Below are 17,621 nucleotides of genomic sequence, written 5' to 3'. Positions count from 1 at the left end.
AAGCTGCCCCCCAGCGGGCCGCCGCCTGCGGCCACCGTACTGACGCCATGGTCGCGGGTTTGCCGGCCTTCGGCGCGCCCCCACAGTTGCAGGCACGCCTCGTGCACGTAGCCCAGCCCGTGGGTGCGCCCGCCTGACAACTGCCCGCCATTGGTGTTGATCGGCAAGCTGCCTTGCAGCGCGATACGCCCTCCACCTTCGACAAAGGACCCGCTTTCACCCACCGGGCACAGACCCAGGGCTTCCAGCCAGATCAGGGTCAGGATTGAGAAGCCGTCGTACAGCTGCGCTGAGCCGACGTCCTGCGGGGTGTAGTCGGTGCGCGCCCACATCATCTGGCCGACATCGAAGGCGGCCATCCGGGTCAGTGAAATCTGGTCCCACGACCAGGGCTGGTTCAGCGCGGCGCCCATCGCCTCGATGCGGATCGGCCTGTTCGGCAGATCCTGGGCGACATCGCGATGCGACAGGATGATCGCGGTAGAGGCATCGCAGTGCACATCGCAGTCGAACAGGCGCAGGGGCGAGGAGATCATCCGCGCGTTCATGTAGTCGTCCATCGTCATGGGCGTGCGGTACACCGCCTTGGGGTTGCGCATGGCATTGCGTCGGCAGGTGAGGGCGATCTGTGCCAGTTGCTCGGGGCGGGTGCCGTACTCGTGAAAATGGCGCTGGGCATACAGGGCCATCAGGTTGATTCCCGAATGCACATTGAATGGGGTGAACCATTGCCAGGCGTAGCTGTTGTCGCGGCCCTGGGTTTTGGCGGTCAAGGCGCCGGCCTGGCGGTTGACTGCGCGTGCCGAGGCTTCGGTGATGGTGCGGAACACCAGCACATGCTTGCATAACCCGGCGGCGATCGCCATCGCCCCGTTGATCACCCCAGCCAGGGGACCCGGTCCTTCGTAGCCTGCGCCAAACCAGTTGACGTTGAGCCCCAGTGCACTCTTCAGTGCGCTGGGCCCCACCGGGGAAAACGGGTCGCCATTGTTGTTGTCGCCGGGCCAGCAGGCCACCCCGTCGATATCGCTGCGTTGCAGCCCAGCGTCGGCAATCGCTTGCAGGCACGCATCGAGGGTCAGACGCATGGCTGATTTGTCCGACGGCCGGCCGACTTCCGACTGGCCGATGCCGGTGATGGCCACGTCTTTTTCGTAACGGTGATCGAACATCATTGAGCCCTCTCGAACAGGGGCAGCCACACGTCCTCGACATTGAGGAAACTGACCCGAACCGGCATGTCGATGTGCACATCCGTGACCGGCATGCCCACTACGTTGCTGATGAACTGCAAGCCGGCCTGTTCGGCGAGTTCGATGATCGCCACCACGTAGGGTACCTCTAGGTCGGGCGTCCAACCCTGATAGTTGATGGTGAAGCTGAGCACCTTGCCCCGGCCAGACACCACTTCGGGGCCCACCTCAAAGCTGGCGCACTGCGGGCAGAGCGGAGCAGGCGGGTGAAAGTAGCGGCTGCACGCGGCGCAGCGGTGGATCAGTAACTGGCCCGTTTCACCGCCTTGCCAGAAGGCGCGGTTGTCGGCGTTCAGTGCAGGGAGTTTTCTAGGCATCAGCAGTCCGTGGTGAATGTTTGACATGGATCCACACAGTATCATTTGCACATATTTTGGAAAAGTGTCATATATTGGCTCAGGCGAAAGCACGAATCGACCGTTCGCGCGGTAAAACAACAAGAGGATTTGGCTATGTCCCAGTCATTACTGGACAAAAGGGTAGTCGTCACGGGCGGTTTCGGTGTCTTGGGCAGCGCGCTGGGCAAGTACTTGCTGGCGCAGGGCGCGCGAGTGGCCCTTCTGGACCGCAGCGAGGCACCTGCCGACCTGCTCGATACGCACAACCTGCTGCGGCTGGGCGGCGTCGATCTGACCTCGACCGAGTCGGCCGCTGCCGCCTTCGAACAGGTGGCAGCGCACTGGGGCGGCGTCGATGGCCTGGTCAATGTCGCCGGCGGGTTTGCCTGGGAAACCCTCGAGGGTGGCAGCCTGAACACCTGGGACCGTCTGTACCAGATGAACGTGCGCACCGCCGTGGTAAGCGCCCAGTCGGCGCTGGCTTACCTGCTGCAGGCCGGCGCCGGGCGAATCGTCAATGTCGGCGCGCTGGCATCGGTCAAGGCCGCTGCCGGCATGGGCGCCTATGCTGCTTCCAAGGCGGGGGTGGCCCGGCTGACCGAAGCCCTGGCCGAGGAGCTGAAAGACCGTGGCGTGACGGTGAACGCGGTATTGCCCAGCATCATCGACACCCCAGCCAACCGCGCTGACATGCCTGACGCCGACAGCAGCCGCTGGGTGACCCCGCAGGCACTGTCGGGGGTGGTCGCGTTCCTATTGTCCGATGAAGCGGCCGTCGTGACCGGCGCGTTATTGCCTGTGAGCGGTCGGGTATGAGGCTGGTCACTTATACGGACGCCAATGGCGTTGACCGTGCCGGTGCACTGCTCGACCAGGACCGCCAGGTGCTCGATCTGCAATCGGCCTATCGGGTGATGCAAGGGGGCGACAGCGCCGCTCTGGGTAGCATCCTTGCGTTGGTCGAAGGCGGTGATGCGGCGCTGGAGCTGGCCCGCGCCCTGGTAGCCAAGGCGCCCTCGGCGGCTGTGCTGGAGCGCTCTGCGGTCAAGTTGCGAGCACCGATCCAGCCACCACCGCAAATGCGCGATTGCTCCTGTTTCGAACTGCACCTGCGCCAGAGTTTTGCCGCCGCCCGGCGTGCCCGAGCGCTGCGTACCGACGATCCCGAAGCGACCTTCAAGGCCATGAATACGCGTGCCGACGACCGAGTGATTGAGACCTTTAACAAGCAGCCCATCTACTACAAGGGCAACCGCTTTGCCGTGGTGGGCATCGACGACGAGTTCCAGTGGCCCAGCTTCAGCTGCGCGATGGATTTTGAGCTGGAGTTCGGCTGTTACATTGGCAAGCGAGGCAAGGACATCAGTCGTGAGGCCGCTGGCGCGCACATCGTCGGTTACACCATTTTCAACGACATGAGCGCCCGCGATGCCCAGGCTCTGGAAATGCCCGGCATGCTCGGCCCAGCCAAGAGCAAGGACTTCGACACTGCCAACATCATGGGCCCATGCCTGGTGACTGTGGATGAACTGGGAGACCCCTACGACCTTAACATGGTGGCGCGGGTCAACGGCGAGGAGTGGGGGCGTGGCAACACCCGGGACATGCGCTGGCGATTTGAAGACGTGATCGCCCATGTTTCGCGCTCCGAGACTCTATACCCCGGCGAGTTCCTGGGCTCGGGCACGGTGGGTAACGGCTGTGGCCTGGAGCAGTTGCGTTACCTCAAGCCTGGCGATGTGGTCGAGCTGGAAATCGACGGTATCGGCATGCTGCGCACCCAGGTTGGCCGCAAGGCGGCTACTGAGGCCTGACACTGAACCGCCAAGGGTCTACTTTTTTGAACGTGAATTAAGTGTACAAAAATTAATAAAGTGTCTTATATTTCGTTGCGGGCCCGCCGTGACACCCTGAGCAGGAGGCAATCATGCTAACAAGAACAAGCCCCGTATTGTCTGATGGAACCAAGGTCTCGGACCTCATTTATCCCAACACTCGCGAAGTGCAGATGCGCGTGCTGTCCGACCGTGAAATCTACGAGCTGGAGATGGAAAAGATCTTCGGCAAGATCTGGGTACTGCTGGGCCATGAAACGGAGATCCCTAACGCCGGGGACTTCATGGTTCGCGACCTGGGTTCTGACTCGGTGATCGTCGCCCGTGGCAAACAAGGCGAGGTGTTCGTCACCTTAAACGTGTGCCCGCACCGCGGCATGCGCATCACCACCGCCGATTGCGGCAACACCCAGATCCATAAATGCATCTACCATGGTTGGGCATTCCGTCCGAACGGGGATTTCATCGGTTCGCCGGTGGAGCGCGAGTGCATGCACGGCAAGATGATGCCTAAAGAGGAGCTGGGGCTGAAAAAGGCGCGGGTCACGTTGTATGGCGGCCTGGTGTTTGCCACCTGGAACACCGAGGGGCCGTCCTTCGAGGAGTTTCTGGGCGACGCTAAGTGGTACTACGACATGCTGTTCTGTCGTTCCGACAAGGGCATGGAAGTGCTCGGTCCGCCTCAGCGCTTCATCGTCAACGCCAACTGGAAAACCGCTGGCGAGCAGTCCGCCGCGGACGGCTTCCACACCCTGACCCTGCACCGCTGGCTGGGCGAGGTGGGCAACTATGCGAAGAAGGGCGAGGGTGAAACCGCCGACCTGAGCCCGGAAATGATCGGTGTCGAGATCAGCTCGCCGCATGGCCATGCCCTGCGTTGCATCGACCTAGCCCGCAAGATCAAGCGCCTTACCGGCCTGGACCCGGCCGAGCTGAGCGTGCAGCAGAAGCTTGAAGCACTGCCACCTGCCGGCATGACCGCCGGGATGGTCGAGCAGCTGGCACGCAACCTGAGCGACGAGCAGTTGCAGGTGCTCACCAGCATGCCTCCACAAGTGGGTGGAATGTTCCCGAATATTCTTTTTGGGTTTGTCTACATTCCACAGCCCGACGGAAGCGTCGTCGGTTCCATGACCCTGCACGCCTATGTGCCGCAAGGCCCTGACAAGTTGGAGTTCGTCAACTGGGTGTTCGCCGAGAAGGACGCGCCACCAGAGCTGCGAGACAAGATGCTCAAGCAGACCATTCAACTATTCGGCACCTCCGGCATGGTCGAGCAGGATGACTCCGATACCTGGCCGCACATGACGTTGGCCGCCAAGGGCGCGATGGGGCGTAAGAGCACCCTCAAGTATCAGGCCTGCTACGAGACGGGTGCGCCTGAAGGCTGGCCCGGCCCGGGCATTGTCAACGAAGGCTTTACCAAGGACGACACGCAGTGGCACTGGTGGCTGTACTGGCACGAACTGATGACCGCCGCGGATGAGGCATGAGCATGGGGGTGGCTCGCTTTTCGAAGCGGCCCTTGTGCTGTCGCCTCAACTCGTCACCCTTCAAGTAGAAGAACAACAATGAGGAATTGCTCATGACGCAGGTTCAGCAACGCGGCGTGGAGGAGATCCAGCCTGGCTCCCCGGTCGGCACACGGCGAGTACCGGTGGGGTCGGCGCTCTACAACGACGTGGTGACCTTCCTTTTCGAGGAGGCCACCTTGCTCGACCAGATTCGCCTTCAGGAATGGGCCGAGCGCCTGGACACCGACCTGGTTTACACCGTGCCGCTGCGCCAAACGCGCCTGGCCTCGGAACTTAAGACCACGATCGTGCGCAGCGTGCAGCACTACCACGACGACTACCGCTCGATGATGGGGCGCATCCTGCGCTTGTCCGGCAAGAGCGCCTGGGCAGAAGACCCGCCTTCGCGTACCCGCCGGCTGGTGACCAACGTGTTCGTGGAGGAAACGCAGAAGCCTGACGAGTTCGTGGTCACCAGTTACCTGTTGCTCACGCGCAGCCGTTTCAAAGACCACCACGTCGACATCATCAGCGGTGAGCGGCGCGATGTGCTGCGCCTGGGGGCGGCCGGGTTCAAGCTGGCGCGGCGCGAGGTGATTCTGGACCAGGCGGTGCTGGGCACCCCCAACCTGGCCATCTTCCTCTAAAGCGTCGTGTAAAGGCCACGCGGCGTGTCACGCCGCGTGGTCACCGGGCATGGCACGCAGCCACGCCTGGTCCTGGGCGCACAATGCCTGTGGGTTGTTGCTGAAATCCAAGGTCGAGCCCTGCATACGCAGTGCCTGTTCGGCGCGGGCCGGTTGCTGGCTGTAGCAGCGACCGCTGCTGACGGCGTGGGCTTGTTCGTCGAGGTTGTAGGCGCGCCCCATCGATATAAGCGTGCAACGGCGCAGAAGCAGCGACGCTTCGGCGGTGTCTTCGCTGAGGGTGCCCAGCGCCCAGCGCGCCATCCCTTCGCGAAGGTTGACCCCTGCAAAGGGTGGCGGCCCTTCGATCATCGTACCGTTCACTTCCCAGCTCAGGACCTGCCCGCTGTTGCAGCTCAGACTGGCGCGGGTATGCCCGTCGATACGTGCGCCGACCTGGATCTCGTAGCGCCGCTCGCCGGTGCCGCGGGCGGCGCGCGCAATAGCCAGGCCGGCCAGGTCGAGCAGGTGGGTGCATTGATGGCTGGCGTCAGTGTGCCGGGTGACCGAATGCGCAATGCGCGCCAGTGGCATGCCTACCAGTGCCTGCAGTTGGTCGCCAGCCTGCGGGCACAGCGAATAGGGGTAGCGCAGCGCTTCGCCACCGACGGCCGTGACATGGCCGGCTGTGTGGCTGGCCCATACGCGAAAGTGGTGAAAATCATCTTCCAGGGCCGCACGAACGTGGTCTCCGTGGGCAATGATGTCTACGCGGCGTCGAAATACAGTCATCCTGGTGTCCTTTTGCAAAGGGTGTAAGGGGTCGCTGAAATCGGCTATATTTGAACACTAAATACTTTAATGTTCACTAAAAACAAGAAAAGGAGCGGTTATGGCCCTGCTGAACGAACAGGTCGCGCTGATTACCGGCGCAGGGGGCGGAATCGGCCGAGGCATCGCGCTGAACTTCGCCAGAGAGGGAGCTGCGGTGGTGGTCGCAGAACTGGATGAAGCCAGCGGGGAAGCGGTGGTAGCGGATCTCAAGGCGCTTGGCGCCAGGGCGGTGTTCATTCGCACGGACGTCTGCAGCAAGGCCGATATCGAAGCCGCGGTGCAACTGGCTGTAGACGAGTTCGGTGGCCTGGACATACTGGTTAACAACGCGTTTGCGCCCACGCCCAACGTGTTGCTGGAAGACAAGACCGATGCGATGCTCGCGCAGACACTGGGTTCGACCGTGTGGGCAGCCTGGTGGGCGATGAAGGCGGCGCTCCCGCACATGAAGGCGCGCGGGGGCGGCAAGATCATCAACTTCTACTCGATCGATATCGAGATCGGTGCCTGGCTGCATGGCGACTACAACACAGCAAAATCGGCCATCGTGGGGCTGACCCGCAGCGCGGCCTCTGAATGGGGGCGCTTCAACATTCGCACCAACGCCATCGCGCCCACCGCGATGGGCGCCACTTTCCACAAGCTGGCGGCAGAGAACCCGGGGTTCGCTGAAATGTCTGCTTCCATGCGCCCGCTGGGGCGTTGTGGCGAGCCTGAGGCCGATATCGGTCCGGTGGTGGTGTTCCTGGCCAGCGAGATGTCGCGCTTCATTACCGGCGAAACCATTCACGTCGACGGCGGTCTGCACCTGCCTGGCTACAACTCTCGGCCCAAAGGCATCCCCGTGCGCGAATACTGAAACCAAAAAAAAGCGCGGCTAGTGCCGCGCTTTTCGCGTGCTGGGTGAAGCGGCTACTTCTTGGCAACGCTGATCGAGGTAGCCTCGAGGTCCCAGGTAGTAGAGGTTTTGCCTTCGTCGCGCAGCAGGTATTTCAAAACACGGCCCTGTGGGTTCTTCGGCAAGCTGGGGCGAAACTCGATGTAGCGGGGTAGGGCGTAGTAGGGCACCGTCTCCACGGCCCAGTGAAACAGGTCTTCGGGGTGCAGCGTGGCGCCTTCATGCAAAACTGCAGTGACCTTCACGTCATCTTCGCCTTTGTCGGACGGCACCGCATGTACCGCCACTTCGGCCAAGGCAGGATGCACGCCGAAGGCCGCCTCCATCTCGAAACTGGAGATGTTTTCTCCACGGCGTCGCAGATAGTCCTTTTTGCGGTCGACAAAGTAGAAGAAGCCGTCATGATCGAACTTGCCGATGTCGCCAGTATGGAACCACATGTTGCGCATCAGCTTCTGGGTGTCTTCCGGCCGGCGCCAGTAGCCCTGGAACATGATGTCCGGGCGCAGTGGGCGTACCACGATTTCACCGGCGGTATCAGGGGGGACTTCCTGGTCAAGGTCGTCGACAATGCGTACATCGAAGTCGGCAATGCGTTTGCCCGAGGAGCCGGGCGCTGCATATTCGCCGGCTGCCAGCGAGGTGATCACGCAGGCTTCGGTCAGGCCATAGCCGTTGCCACCCACCAGCGGCGTGCCGAAGCGTTCGCGCCAGATCTTCTTGGTTTCTTCGGTATAGGGGTTGCCGCGAGCGGTGTGTATCTGCCCGACGCAGCGCAACATGGCCTCGTTGTCTGGCGCCTGTGCGAGGAGCCCTCCCATGCCGCCGAGAATCGAGGCGATAGTGGCGCCCGAGCGTTCCACTTCCGGCCAGAAGCCGGACACCGAAAAGCGCGGCAGGATGGCGGCACGTGCACCCACCAGAATGCTGGCGATGATCGACACGCACAGGGCATTCATGTGGAATAGCGGCAGCGGTGTGATGGTGACGTCATCGGCACTAGCAGGTCCGGCACGCAATTGCAGGCGGGCCAGGTTACACATGAAGTTGTAGCTGATCATGCAGCCTTTGGACGGGCCGGTGGTGCCCGAGGTGTAGATCAGGCAGGCGAGATCGGAAGGTTGCGGCTTAGTGGCCAGCGGGGTGGCGTCCTGGCCGCGATAGCTGTCCAGCGCGGTAATGCGGATCGCGCACTCGGGCACGCTGTCGGGGGTACCGCGGTGCAAAATGTGGCGCACGTCATGCAGCTGTTCTGCCAGCGGTGTGATGCGCTGCAGGTAGGCAGCTTCGCAGATCACCAGCGAGGTGCCAGTGTCAGCGATCTGGTGGCGCAGAAACTCGCCCTTAAGTGCCGTGTTGATCGGCACGCTTACCGCGCGCAGCTTGTTGATGGCCAGCCAGGTGATGACCGCATCGATATTATTGTCGAGCATGGTCAGTACAGTTTCACCCGGCTTAATGCCGAGCGACGCCAGGGCGTTGGCCATTCTTGTCGAAAGTGAATCAACATCACCGTATGTGTATAACTCTCCGCTGAAATCCAGCAGGATTCGCTCCGGATGCCTTGCCACTGCACGGTCTAGCGCATCAATGACAGTGTCTCGTTCTCCTACCGCCCAAGTGTCTGGATTCCCACTGCTACCCATGAATTTTCTCCGTTTAGGCCCCGAAACTGCTGGTCTGCCTGGTTTTTGTTTTAAATAGAGAACCTGATTCTAAATGCAAAATCCAAAATTGTCTTTAGCATAAAGTTGAACATATACGATTATTTGTGCGCAGATTCTGTGCTAACGTTGCCTCATCATTACTCTCCACGAGCCTGCAAGTCCATGCCAAAAAATGTAACTCAGGTGGCTGAAGCGCCTAAGGCCGCTGCCAAAACCAGGAAAAAAGCCGCACCTGACACCCCTGCGAGCGGCCCCAAGGCCGTCAACACCGTCGAGCGGCGCAATGGCCCGGCAGCGGCAGTCAATAAGGTCAAGCCCAACCGCCGTTCGGAAGAAACCATCGCCAACATCCTAAAGGCGACCGAAGAAGTGGTGCTGATGTCGGGCGCCGATCGCATTTCCATTCTCGATGTGTGCCAGGTCGCGGGTGTATCGCGCGGGACCTTTTACCGCTATTTCTCTTCCCAGGAAGACCTGCTGGACACCTTCTCACGGCACAAGCGTGAAAGCTTCCACACCTCGTTGTCGCAGGAGCTGGGCCACACCAGTGATCCGGAAGCGCGGCTGAACGCATTGTTCGCCTACCTCGACAACTACCTTGAGCAAAGCCGTGCGCGGCGCCTGCTGGTGGTGGCGCCAGACTATGCGCTGGGATTCTTTCGGCGGATTTTCCACGACTCGATCGTGCGTTTTCAGGATGGCCTTGGCATTGTCTTTGATGACTGGGACGACCGCCTAGGCGTACGCCTGGATCGGGAGCTGATCTGCGAAATGATCATTCGCTATGTGTTGAGTGAAATCTTGGTGCCGGAGGCGGCGGGGCGCCGACTATTCCCGGTACGCGTGAAAAAGCTGCTTGGCGCACTGATCATGGGGTCTACCTCGCGCACCCGCCGCTGATACCTTCTTTCGCCATTCTGTACACCTAAGCCCCCGTCAGTCGGGGGTTTTTTGTGGGTTGTCGAAATTCCTCTTCCTCATTTTTGCGCTTGTTGGTCAGTTCAAGCCCTCTTTCCTAGGTTGGGGGCAGGCTCTGCCTCGAGGGTTTCAGGATGGCTTGAAAATAATGTGAACAGAATTTTGATTTCTGCTCAAATTAATTTTAAGCTCTGGCCTAGTAGCGAGCCTTGCTGTTCCCCTTCCCGCGTCGGTTGACCGTGACCACGCAAAGGCACCCCGCTGCAAACCAACAAAAAAGTGCCAACTTCGAGGTACCTGCACATGCTTATCGATCTGCACGCTCACGCACCCCATCCGGGTTACTACAACCAGCACCCGCACTGGGGGCCGTTCTTCGAACAGTACGCCGATGGCGATATCAAGCTGCGGGTGGGGGAATGGATTCTGGGGCTCGGTTCGCCTGAGCGTAAGGCGGCCGTGCGTTCTGGCAACGGCCCCAAGCTTGAAGAGTACTTCGCGCGCTGGGCGGATCCGAAAGTCCGCCTGGCCGGGATGGATGCGGCAGGGCAGAACCTGCAGGTAATCTCGGTGCCGTCGCACTGCTACATGTACTGGACCGAGGCCGAGTTCGCCGTACCATTTGCACGTACCGTCAACACGACGCTGGCTGAGTACTGCTCGGCGGCCCCGGACCGTCTGATGTTCTGGGCCCACGTGCCGTTGAACGCGCCCGAGGCGGCCGCCGCCGAACTGCGCTATGCCTGTACCGAGCTGGGGGCCAAGGGCATGGTGGCAGGTGGTGCCAACTTCGGCGGCCTGGAGTTCGATTCTCCGGAGCTTGACGTGGTGTGGCGCACCCTCTGCGACCTGGACCTGCCGATGTTCATCCACGGCTACAATCAGTCGGTCACCTGGGGCAAGAACGCCAACGACGACCGTTACGAAACCACCGCCATCGTCGGCATGCAGTACGACGAAAGTCGCTGCTTCTGGAACCTGATCTGCGGTGGCGTGCTGGACCGCTTCCCCGACCTCAAGGTTTACATCACCCACGGCGGCGGCTACGTGCCGTATCAGCTTGGGCGTCTGGCCAAGACCAACGAGAACCTGGACGTCAAATACAACAAGAAGCCGTTGCTCGACTACATGAAGAACTTCTACTTCGATGTCGAATTGCACGAAGTGCCGATGCGCCAGGCGTTGGTCGATATCATCGGTGCCGACCATGTGCTGTACGGCAGCAACTTTGGCGGCAGCGATGCGGTGCGTCATGACCTGACCCATGGCCTGAAGCTTTCGGATGCCGATCTGCGCAAGATCCGCTATGAGAACGCCTGCCGCCTGCTGCATCTGGATCCCACCAAGCTGGGCAAGGTAGGTGCCTGATGAAGCTGGCACGCTGTGAGCACCCAGCAGTCGGTATTTTCTGGGCTGTGGTAGATGTCGCCCAGGATCAGGTAACTCCTATTTCCGGCGACTTCAGGGACTGGGCGCCGGGCGTGGCGGCTGGGCGGGGTATCAGCTCCGTCCGGCTCGCCGGCCCGGCGCTGGCGCTGTCGAAAGTGCGTTTGCTTCCACCGATCGAACCGATCAATCGGGTAGTGGTGGCGGGCGCCAACTATGCCAAGCACCTGGTGGAGTTCGGATTGAACGCACCGGCGCAGCCGGTCGCATTCCTCAAGGCCTACGGTGCGTTAATCGGCGCCAGGGATCCAATACGCTTTCCACCCTTGACCGAAGAACTCGACCACGAGGTTGAACTGGTGGCGGTGATCGGCACGGGCGAGATCGACCTTGAAAACCCGCTGGCCTGCGTGCTCGGCTACACCGTCGGCAACGACGTGAGTGCGCGTGACCTGCAGCGCAGCGGGCCGCCCGGCATCGGCATGGACCTGTTCGCCGCCAAGAGCCAGGACCAGACCACGGGCCTCGGCCCGTGGATCGTCACTAAGGACGAGTTTGCGCAAGGCTCCCCGCGGTTACGCCTGACCTTGAAAGTGAATGGCGAGATTCGCCAGGACGGGTCCACCGCGGAGATGACCTGGGACGTGGGGCAGTTGATCCGCTTCGTGCAGCAACGCTCCAGCTTTGCCACGGGCGACGTCCTGTTCACCGGCTCGCCGGCGGGCGTCGGCATGGGTACTGGCCTGTATCTCAAGGAGGGCGACGTGGTTGAGGCCAGCGTCGAAGGCATCGGCACATTGCGAAATGTAGTCGGCAAAAAACCGCAGCTAATCGAGAACCACACATGAACGCCAACAACAAAGAGAAAGTAGTGGTCGTGGGTGCAGGGCTGATGGGCACCGGCATCGCACATGCGTTCGCCAATTCCGGTTTCGTCACCGTTCTGGTCGATACCAATGCGGCTTCGTTGACCCAGGCGCGGGCCAGTATCGAAAAAATCCTTGGCGATGGAGTGCGCCTGGGCAAGGTCGGCGAGGAACACGCACAGCGCTCGCTGGTCAACCTGCTGACCACCAGTGACCTGGACGAAGCTGCCAGCGGTGCGAACTGGCTGGTGGAAACTGTCTCCGAGCAATTGGCGGTGAAGCAGGCGGTCATCCGCCAGGCTGCTCCGCTGCTGGCCGCCGACGCCATCATTGCCACTAACACCTCAGCTCTGAGTGTGACCGAGATCGCCACGTCGGTAGATGTCGCCGAGCGGGTCATCGGCATGCATTTCTTCAACCCGGTGCACAAGATGAAACTGGTGGAGCTGGTGCGTGGCCTGGCCACCAGCGACGAGGTGGTGGTGCGCACCCGCGCATTGTGCGATCAGATCGGCAAAACCTCGATCATTGTCAATGAATCGCCGGGGCTGACCACCAGCCGGATGTCGGCGCTGTTGGGCAACGAAGCGATGTGGATGCTGCAGGAAGGCACCGCTACCGCAGAGGACATCGATACCGCATTACGGTTGGGCTTCAATCACCCGATGGGACCGTTGGAGCTGGGTGACCTGACTGGCTGGGACACGCGGCTTTCGGTATTGCGCTATTTGCACCAGACGTTGGGCGAGAAGTTCCGTCCCTGCCCCCTGATCATCAAGATGGTTGCGGCCGGCCGCCTCGGACGCAAGACAGGGCAGGGCGTGTATCGCTATGTTGATGGCAAGCAGGTCCCGGGGTCCGGGCTCAAGGCGAGTGCACTATGAGCGACGTCGTCATCGTTGATGCGGTGCGTACTGCCATTGGCAGGTTTCGCGGCAGCCTGGCGGGCGTGCGCGCCGACCATCTAGGCTCGCTGGTAATCAGTCGCTTGCTCGAGCGTGTCGATGTTGCTCCCGAAAAAGTCGAAGATGTGATCTTCGGCTGCGTGACCCAGATAGGCGAGCAGTCGGCCAATATTGCTCGCACCGCGCTGTTGGGGGCTGGCTGGCCGGTCGGCATTCCCGGCCTGACTATCGACCGCAAATGCGGCTCGGGTGAAGTGGCGGTGCATCTGGCCGCTGGCGCAATTGCCAGCGGTGCGGCGCAGGTTGTCGTGGCAGGTGGCGCGGAAAACATGAGCCGCGTACCTATGGGCAGCAACCGTGACCTACATGGTGAGGCCTTCGGCTGGATGGCGGCGCAGCACTATGAGTTGACCAGCCAAGGTGAAGCGGCCGAGCGGATCGTCGACAAATGGTCGCTCACCCGCGATGCCCTGGATGATTTTGCCTTTGCTAGCCACCAGCGCGCCGCCGCTGCGTGCGACGCCGGGTATTTCGACAATGAAATCATTCCGGTCGTGGTCGATGATCTGAAGGAGCGATCCCTGATCGAGCCTGATGGTGTGTTGCGCCGGGATGAAACCATTCGGCGGGATACTTCGCGGGAAAAGCTGTCGACCCTCAAGACCAGTTTTCGTCCAGAGACGGGGCGCATCACCGCCGGCAATTCGTCGCAGATTTCCGACGGCGCCGCCGCGCTTCTGCTGATGAATGCGGACACGGCGAAAAAGCTTGGGCTCAGGGCAAGGGCACGCATCCGTGCTTTCACCACGGTCGGCTCTGATCCCACCTTGATGCTAACCGGGCCGATCGCCGCCACTCACAAGGTGCTGGCAAAGGCGGGGTTGAACCTCGATGACATCGACCTGTTCGAGGTCAACGAAGCCTTCGCCTCAGTGCCGCTGGCCTGGATGTTGGAAACCGGCGTGCCTCACGACAAGTTGAACGTCAACGGCGGTGCCATTGCCCTGGGGCACCCTCTGGGGGCCAGTGGCGCGCGTCTGATGACCACTTTGCTCAATGAGCTCGAGCGCCGCGGTGACCGCTTCGGCCTGCAGGCCATCTGCTGCGCTGGCGGCATGGGCACCGCCACAATCATTGAACGGCTCGATTGAAGTGGCCCGCCTGCCTCTGGTTGCCCTGAGCGACATGCCGCCCGCGTTGCGGGACGCCGTCGACCGCGGGCAGCGCAGCCGCATGCTCAGTTCCATCACCCCGGTTCAGGTCTGGGCGCACCGCCCGGCGGCTGCCCTGGCCTGGCTGGGGCTGATGGAGTGCCTGCATAGCGACAGCCAGCTATCCGAGCGCTTACGCGAGTTGGTACGCCTGAAGATCGCCAGCATCACCACCTGCCGGGCCTGCCAACTGGCGCGTAAGTCGGACACCGTCACCGAACAGGACATCGCCTGCATGGCGAGCGACGACGCCCGGTTCAGCCCCGAGGAAAGGGCGGCGTTGACTTACGCCGAGTTGTTTGCCAGCGATTACCTGGCGATCGACGACCGGCATTTTAGCCAGCTCGCTGCGTATTTTTCTGCCGCACAGATAGCTGAATTGGGTATGTACTGCGCTCTGATGCTGGCGGGCGGGCGTATGACGCTGGTGCAGCAAGCGTATTAAAGGCGGACATGAATCAATTTTAGTATCCATAAAACCAGTATTTGTTCATTTGTACTCGAGTAGGGCCTGGCATCAAACCCCATAGAGGGCCCATACCAAAAACTCATTAAAAATAATGACAATAAAACCGGAGATGATCATGTCCACACCGGCACAAAGCGATCTGACCAAGGCATTTTCCGACGTAGCCAGCAATTACCGTGGTACCAATGATATCGACCTGCACGCGACCTATCGCGACATGCGCGCCAATTCCCCTGTACTGCAAGACAACTTCATGGCGCGCCTCGGGGTGCCATCCATCGCCGGGCTGGACGCCGCACGGCCTACCTTCACATTGTTCAAGTACGACGACGTGATGGCTGTGATGCGCGATGCTGGCAACTTCACCAGCGGCTTTATCGCCGAGGGTCTGGGCGCCTTTTTCGACGGTTTGATACTGACCGCGATGGATGGCGAGGCGCACAAGAACATCCGCAGCCTGCTGCAACCGGTGTTCATGCCCGATACCGTCAATCGCTGGAAAGAAACCAGGATTGACCGGGTGATTCGTGAGGAGTACCTCAAGCCCATGGTGCCGGCAAAGTCGGCCGACTTGATGGACTTCGCGCTGTATTTCCCCATCCGTGTGATCTATTCGCTGATCGGTTTCCCGGAAGACCGGCCGGAGCAGATCGAGCAGTACGCGGCCTGGGCGTTGGCGATCCTGGCGGGTCCTCAGGTTGACCCGGAGAAGGCCGCGGCGGCGCGTGGCGCGGCGATGCACGCCGCACAGGCGTTGTATGACGTGGTCAAGGACGTAGTAGCCGATCGCCGCGCGCAGGGCGGTACGGGCGACGACCTCATCAGTCGCCTGATCCAGGCCGAGTACCAGGGCCGATCCCTGGACGATCATGAAATCGCGACCTTCGTGCGTTCGCTGCTGCCGGCGGCCAGTGAAACCACCACCCGTACCTTCGGCACCCTGATGTCGCTCCTGCTCCAGCACCCTGAAGTACTGGAGCGGGTGCGCAATGACCGCAGCCTGGTGAACAAGGCCATCGATGAAGCAGTGCGCTTCGAGCCCGTGGCTACCTTCAAGGTGCGCCAGGCCGCCAAAGACCTGCAGATCCGCGGTGTACCTATCCCGCAAGGGGCGATGGTGCAGTGCATTGTCAGCTCCGCAAACCGCGACGAAGACGCCTTCGAACACCCCGACGTATTCGACATCGATCGCAAACCGAAGCCTTCGTTCGGCTTCGGCTTCGGTCCGCATATGTGCATCGGCCAATTCGTGGCCAAGACCGAGATCAACTGCGCGCTGAACGCGATTCTCGACCTGATGCCCAACATCCGCCTAGACCAGAGCAAGCCCGCGCCGCAGATAATAGGCGCGCAGCTGCGCGGTCCGCATTACCTGCATGTGCTGTGGGATTGAAGCAGCCCCTGGTCGTCGCTGATAGCCTTGCATTCGACTAAATATGAACACAAACAAAAAAAGTGTTTAATTTTAGTTGAATCTGCTCTATGCTTCATTCACAACAACAAGCCCGAATGCGAAGGGGATAGCCATGAAAGTTGAAGATCTGATTCTCGTCAGTGTCGATGACCACGCGATTGAGCCGCCCAATGCCTTTGCCCGCCATATGCCGGCCCGCTTCAAGGGGCGCGAGCCGCATGTGGTCAAGAAAGGCGAGCGCGACGTCTGGGTGTTCGAGGAGCAGGCCACCGGCTACATGGGCTTGAACTCGGTAGTCGGCCGGCCGAAAGAGGAATACGGCATGGAGCCGCTGGGCTACGACCAGATGCGTCGTGGCACCTGGAACATCAAGGACCGTGTCGACGACATGAACGCTAACGGCGTACTGGGCTCCTTGTGCTTCCCCACCTTCCCGGGCTTTGCCGGCCAGCGCTTTCAAGTGCACGGCGACCGCGCCGTGTCGCTGGCTGCAATCCAGGCCTATAACGACTGGCACCTGCACGACTGGTGCAACGCCGCTCCGGGCCGTTTCATCCCGCTGATGATCGTACCGTGGTGGGACATGAAGGCCGCCGCCGCTGAAGTCGAGCGCCTGGCACGGCAAGGCGTGCATGCCATTTCGCTGTCGGATAACCCGGCCATCCATGGTTACCCGTCGATTCACAGCGACTATTGGGACCCACTGTGGAAGGCCTGTAGCGACAACAAGGTGGTCATCTGCTGCCATATCGGTACTGGCGTGAAAGCGAATCATGCGTCTGACATGTCGCCTATTGATGCCTGGATCACGTCCATGCCTATCTCCATCGCCAATTCGGCGGCCGACTGGATCTGGGCGCCAATGTGGAAGAAATTCCCCGACCTGCGCATGGCCCTGTCCGAAGGGGGCATCGGCTGGGTCCCCTATCTGCTAGAGCGTGCTGACTTCACTCACCGCCATCACAACGCCTGGACCAACTCCAACTTCGGCGGGAAGATGCCTAGCGATATCTTCAACAAGCACTTCATCACCTGTTTCATTGAGGACAATTTCGGCCTCAAAAACCTGGATTTCCTCAACGCCGACATGGTTACCTGGGAAAGCGATTACCCACACTCCGACTGCACATGGCCCAACTCGCCGGAAACCGCCTGGGAAGGGCTGCAACACCTCTCCAAGGACGTCATCGACAAGGTCACCCATCTGAATGCGATGCGCGAGTTTTCCTTCGACCCATTCTCCATCCACGGTCGCGAAAACTGCACGGTGGGTGCGCTGCGGGCCCAGGCCACACACGTCAGCATCGAGCCCGCCCTAGGCCTGGGCGGCGCCGACCATGGACGCCATGACAACAAGCCTGTCACCTCCGGCGACATCAATGCGATGTTCGCCCAGGCTGACGCGCAAACCGCGTTGTAAGTCGCCCACCTTGCTTCAGGTGTCGCGCATCGGCGGCTGAAGCAAGGGGGCGGTTCTGTGGTCGCCT

Annotated in this window: 17 protein-coding genes; 13 read left to right on the top strand and 4 right to left on the bottom strand. The window is 61.0% G+C overall.

Going from position 1 to position 17,621, the window contains the following annotated elements; genetic code table 11:
- On the bottom strand, positions 1–1,172 hold a 1,172-nt coding region (locus tag APH42_RS22290; protein WP_060494227.1), incomplete at its 3' end, for a thiolase family protein.
- On the bottom strand, positions 1,172–1,570 hold the full coding sequence (locus tag APH42_RS22285; RefSeq protein WP_046786390.1) for a Zn-ribbon domain-containing OB-fold protein: 399 nt from the start codon (positions 1,568–1,570) through the stop codon (positions 1,172–1,174). The genes APH42_RS22290 and APH42_RS22285, both read right to left, overlap by 1 nt.
- Before the next feature lie 135 nt (positions 1,571–1,705).
- Between APH42_RS22285 and APH42_RS22280 the strand changes: the two genes are divergently transcribed.
- The 4 genes from APH42_RS22280 to APH42_RS22265 all read left to right on the top strand — a co-directional run bounded on the left by APH42_RS22280 (position 1,706) and on the right by APH42_RS22265 (position 5,587).
- On the top strand, positions 1,706–2,407 hold the full coding sequence (locus APH42_RS22280; RefSeq protein ID WP_060494226.1) for an SDR family NAD(P)-dependent oxidoreductase: 702 nt from the start codon (positions 1,706–1,708) through the stop codon (positions 2,405–2,407).
- Positions 2,404–3,405, top strand: coding sequence for a fumarylacetoacetate hydrolase family protein (locus APH42_RS22275; RefSeq protein WP_046785915.1), 1,002 nt, complete (start codon positions 2,404–2,406; stop codon positions 3,403–3,405). Before APH42_RS22280 ends, APH42_RS22275 begins: the two co-directional genes overlap by 4 nt.
- A gap of 113 nt (positions 3,406–3,518) precedes the next feature.
- Positions 3,519–4,919 carry an aromatic ring-hydroxylating dioxygenase subunit alpha gene (locus tag APH42_RS22270; protein ID WP_051095695.1) on the top strand — a complete coding sequence of 467 codons (1,401 nt, stop codon included), beginning with the start codon at positions 3,519–3,521 and terminating at the stop codon, positions 4,917–4,919.
- A 92-nt stretch (positions 4,920–5,011) separates the two neighbouring features.
- Positions 5,012–5,587, top strand: coding sequence for an aromatic-ring-hydroxylating dioxygenase subunit beta (locus tag APH42_RS22265; RefSeq protein WP_046785917.1), 576 nt, complete (start codon positions 5,012–5,014; stop codon positions 5,585–5,587).
- A gap of 27 nt (positions 5,588–5,614) precedes the next feature.
- Here APH42_RS22265 and APH42_RS22260 read toward each other — a convergent pair whose 3' ends face one another.
- Complete coding sequence (locus tag APH42_RS22260) at positions 5,615–6,358, bottom strand: DUF2889 domain-containing protein (protein WP_060494225.1); 744 nt, start codon at positions 6,356–6,358, stop codon at positions 5,615–5,617.
- A 100-nt stretch (positions 6,359–6,458) separates the two neighbouring features.
- On the opposite strand from APH42_RS22260, the gene APH42_RS22255 reads away from it, so the two are divergent.
- Entirely contained in the window at positions 6,459–7,259 is an 801-nt protein-coding gene (locus tag APH42_RS22255) for an SDR family NAD(P)-dependent oxidoreductase (RefSeq protein ID WP_046785919.1), read from the top strand.
- A 53-nt stretch (positions 7,260–7,312) separates the two neighbouring features.
- Here the strand turns inward: APH42_RS22255 and APH42_RS22250 are convergent, their stop codons facing one another.
- Complete coding sequence (locus tag APH42_RS22250; protein WP_060494224.1) at positions 7,313–8,944, bottom strand: ATP-dependent acyl-CoA ligase; 1,632 nt, start codon at positions 8,942–8,944, stop codon at positions 7,313–7,315.
- 183 nt (positions 8,945–9,127) lie between these two features.
- Between APH42_RS22250 and APH42_RS22245 the strand changes: the two genes are divergently transcribed.
- From APH42_RS22245 to APH42_RS22210, 8 genes are all read left to right on the top strand, one after another.
- Positions 9,128–9,865: a TetR/AcrR family transcriptional regulator gene (locus APH42_RS22245; protein WP_060494223.1), complete on the top strand. Its 738-nt coding sequence runs from the start codon at positions 9,128–9,130 to the stop codon at positions 9,863–9,865.
- A gap of 321 nt (positions 9,866–10,186) precedes the next feature.
- Positions 10,187–11,251, top strand: coding sequence for an amidohydrolase family protein (locus APH42_RS22240; protein ID WP_060494222.1), 1,065 nt, complete (start codon positions 10,187–10,189; stop codon positions 11,249–11,251).
- On the top strand, positions 11,251–12,117 hold the full coding sequence (locus APH42_RS22235; RefSeq protein ID WP_060494221.1) for a fumarylacetoacetate hydrolase family protein: 867 nt from the start codon (positions 11,251–11,253) through the stop codon (positions 12,115–12,117). The genes APH42_RS22240 and APH42_RS22235 overlap by 1 nt, the downstream gene beginning before the upstream one ends.
- On the top strand, positions 12,114–13,019 hold the full coding sequence (locus APH42_RS22230; protein WP_046785924.1) for a 3-hydroxyacyl-CoA dehydrogenase: 906 nt from the start codon (positions 12,114–12,116) through the stop codon (positions 13,017–13,019). The genes APH42_RS22235 and APH42_RS22230 overlap by 4 nt, the downstream gene beginning before the upstream one ends.
- Positions 13,016–14,191: a thiolase family protein gene (locus APH42_RS22225; protein WP_046785925.1), complete on the top strand. Its 1,176-nt coding sequence runs from the start codon at positions 13,016–13,018 to the stop codon at positions 14,189–14,191. Before APH42_RS22230 ends, APH42_RS22225 begins: the two co-directional genes overlap by 4 nt.
- Position 14,192: 1 nt before the next feature.
- Positions 14,193–14,696 (top strand): carboxymuconolactone decarboxylase family protein, encoded by a 504-nt coding sequence (locus APH42_RS22220; protein WP_169774691.1) that lies wholly within the window; start codon positions 14,193–14,195, stop codon positions 14,694–14,696.
- 139 nt (positions 14,697–14,835) lie between these two features.
- On the top strand, positions 14,836–16,113 hold the full coding sequence (locus APH42_RS22215) for a cytochrome P450 (RefSeq protein ID WP_060494220.1): 1,278 nt from the start codon (positions 14,836–14,838) through the stop codon (positions 16,111–16,113).
- Positions 16,114–16,246: 133 nt separating this feature from the next.
- Positions 16,247–17,554: an amidohydrolase family protein gene (locus APH42_RS22210; RefSeq protein ID WP_046785926.1), complete on the top strand. Its 1,308-nt coding sequence runs from the start codon at positions 16,247–16,249 to the stop codon at positions 17,552–17,554.
- Positions 17,555–17,621: the final 67 nt, after the last annotated feature.

Origin of the sequence: Pseudomonas sp. NBRC 111140 (genome assembly GCF_001320885.1) — a bacterium.
GTDB classification, from domain to species: Bacteria; Pseudomonadota; Gammaproteobacteria; order Pseudomonadales; family Pseudomonadaceae; genus Aquipseudomonas; species Aquipseudomonas putida_P.
Note: the sequence above shows the minus strand (reverse complement) of the source record. Positions and strands in the feature narration are given on the sequence as shown.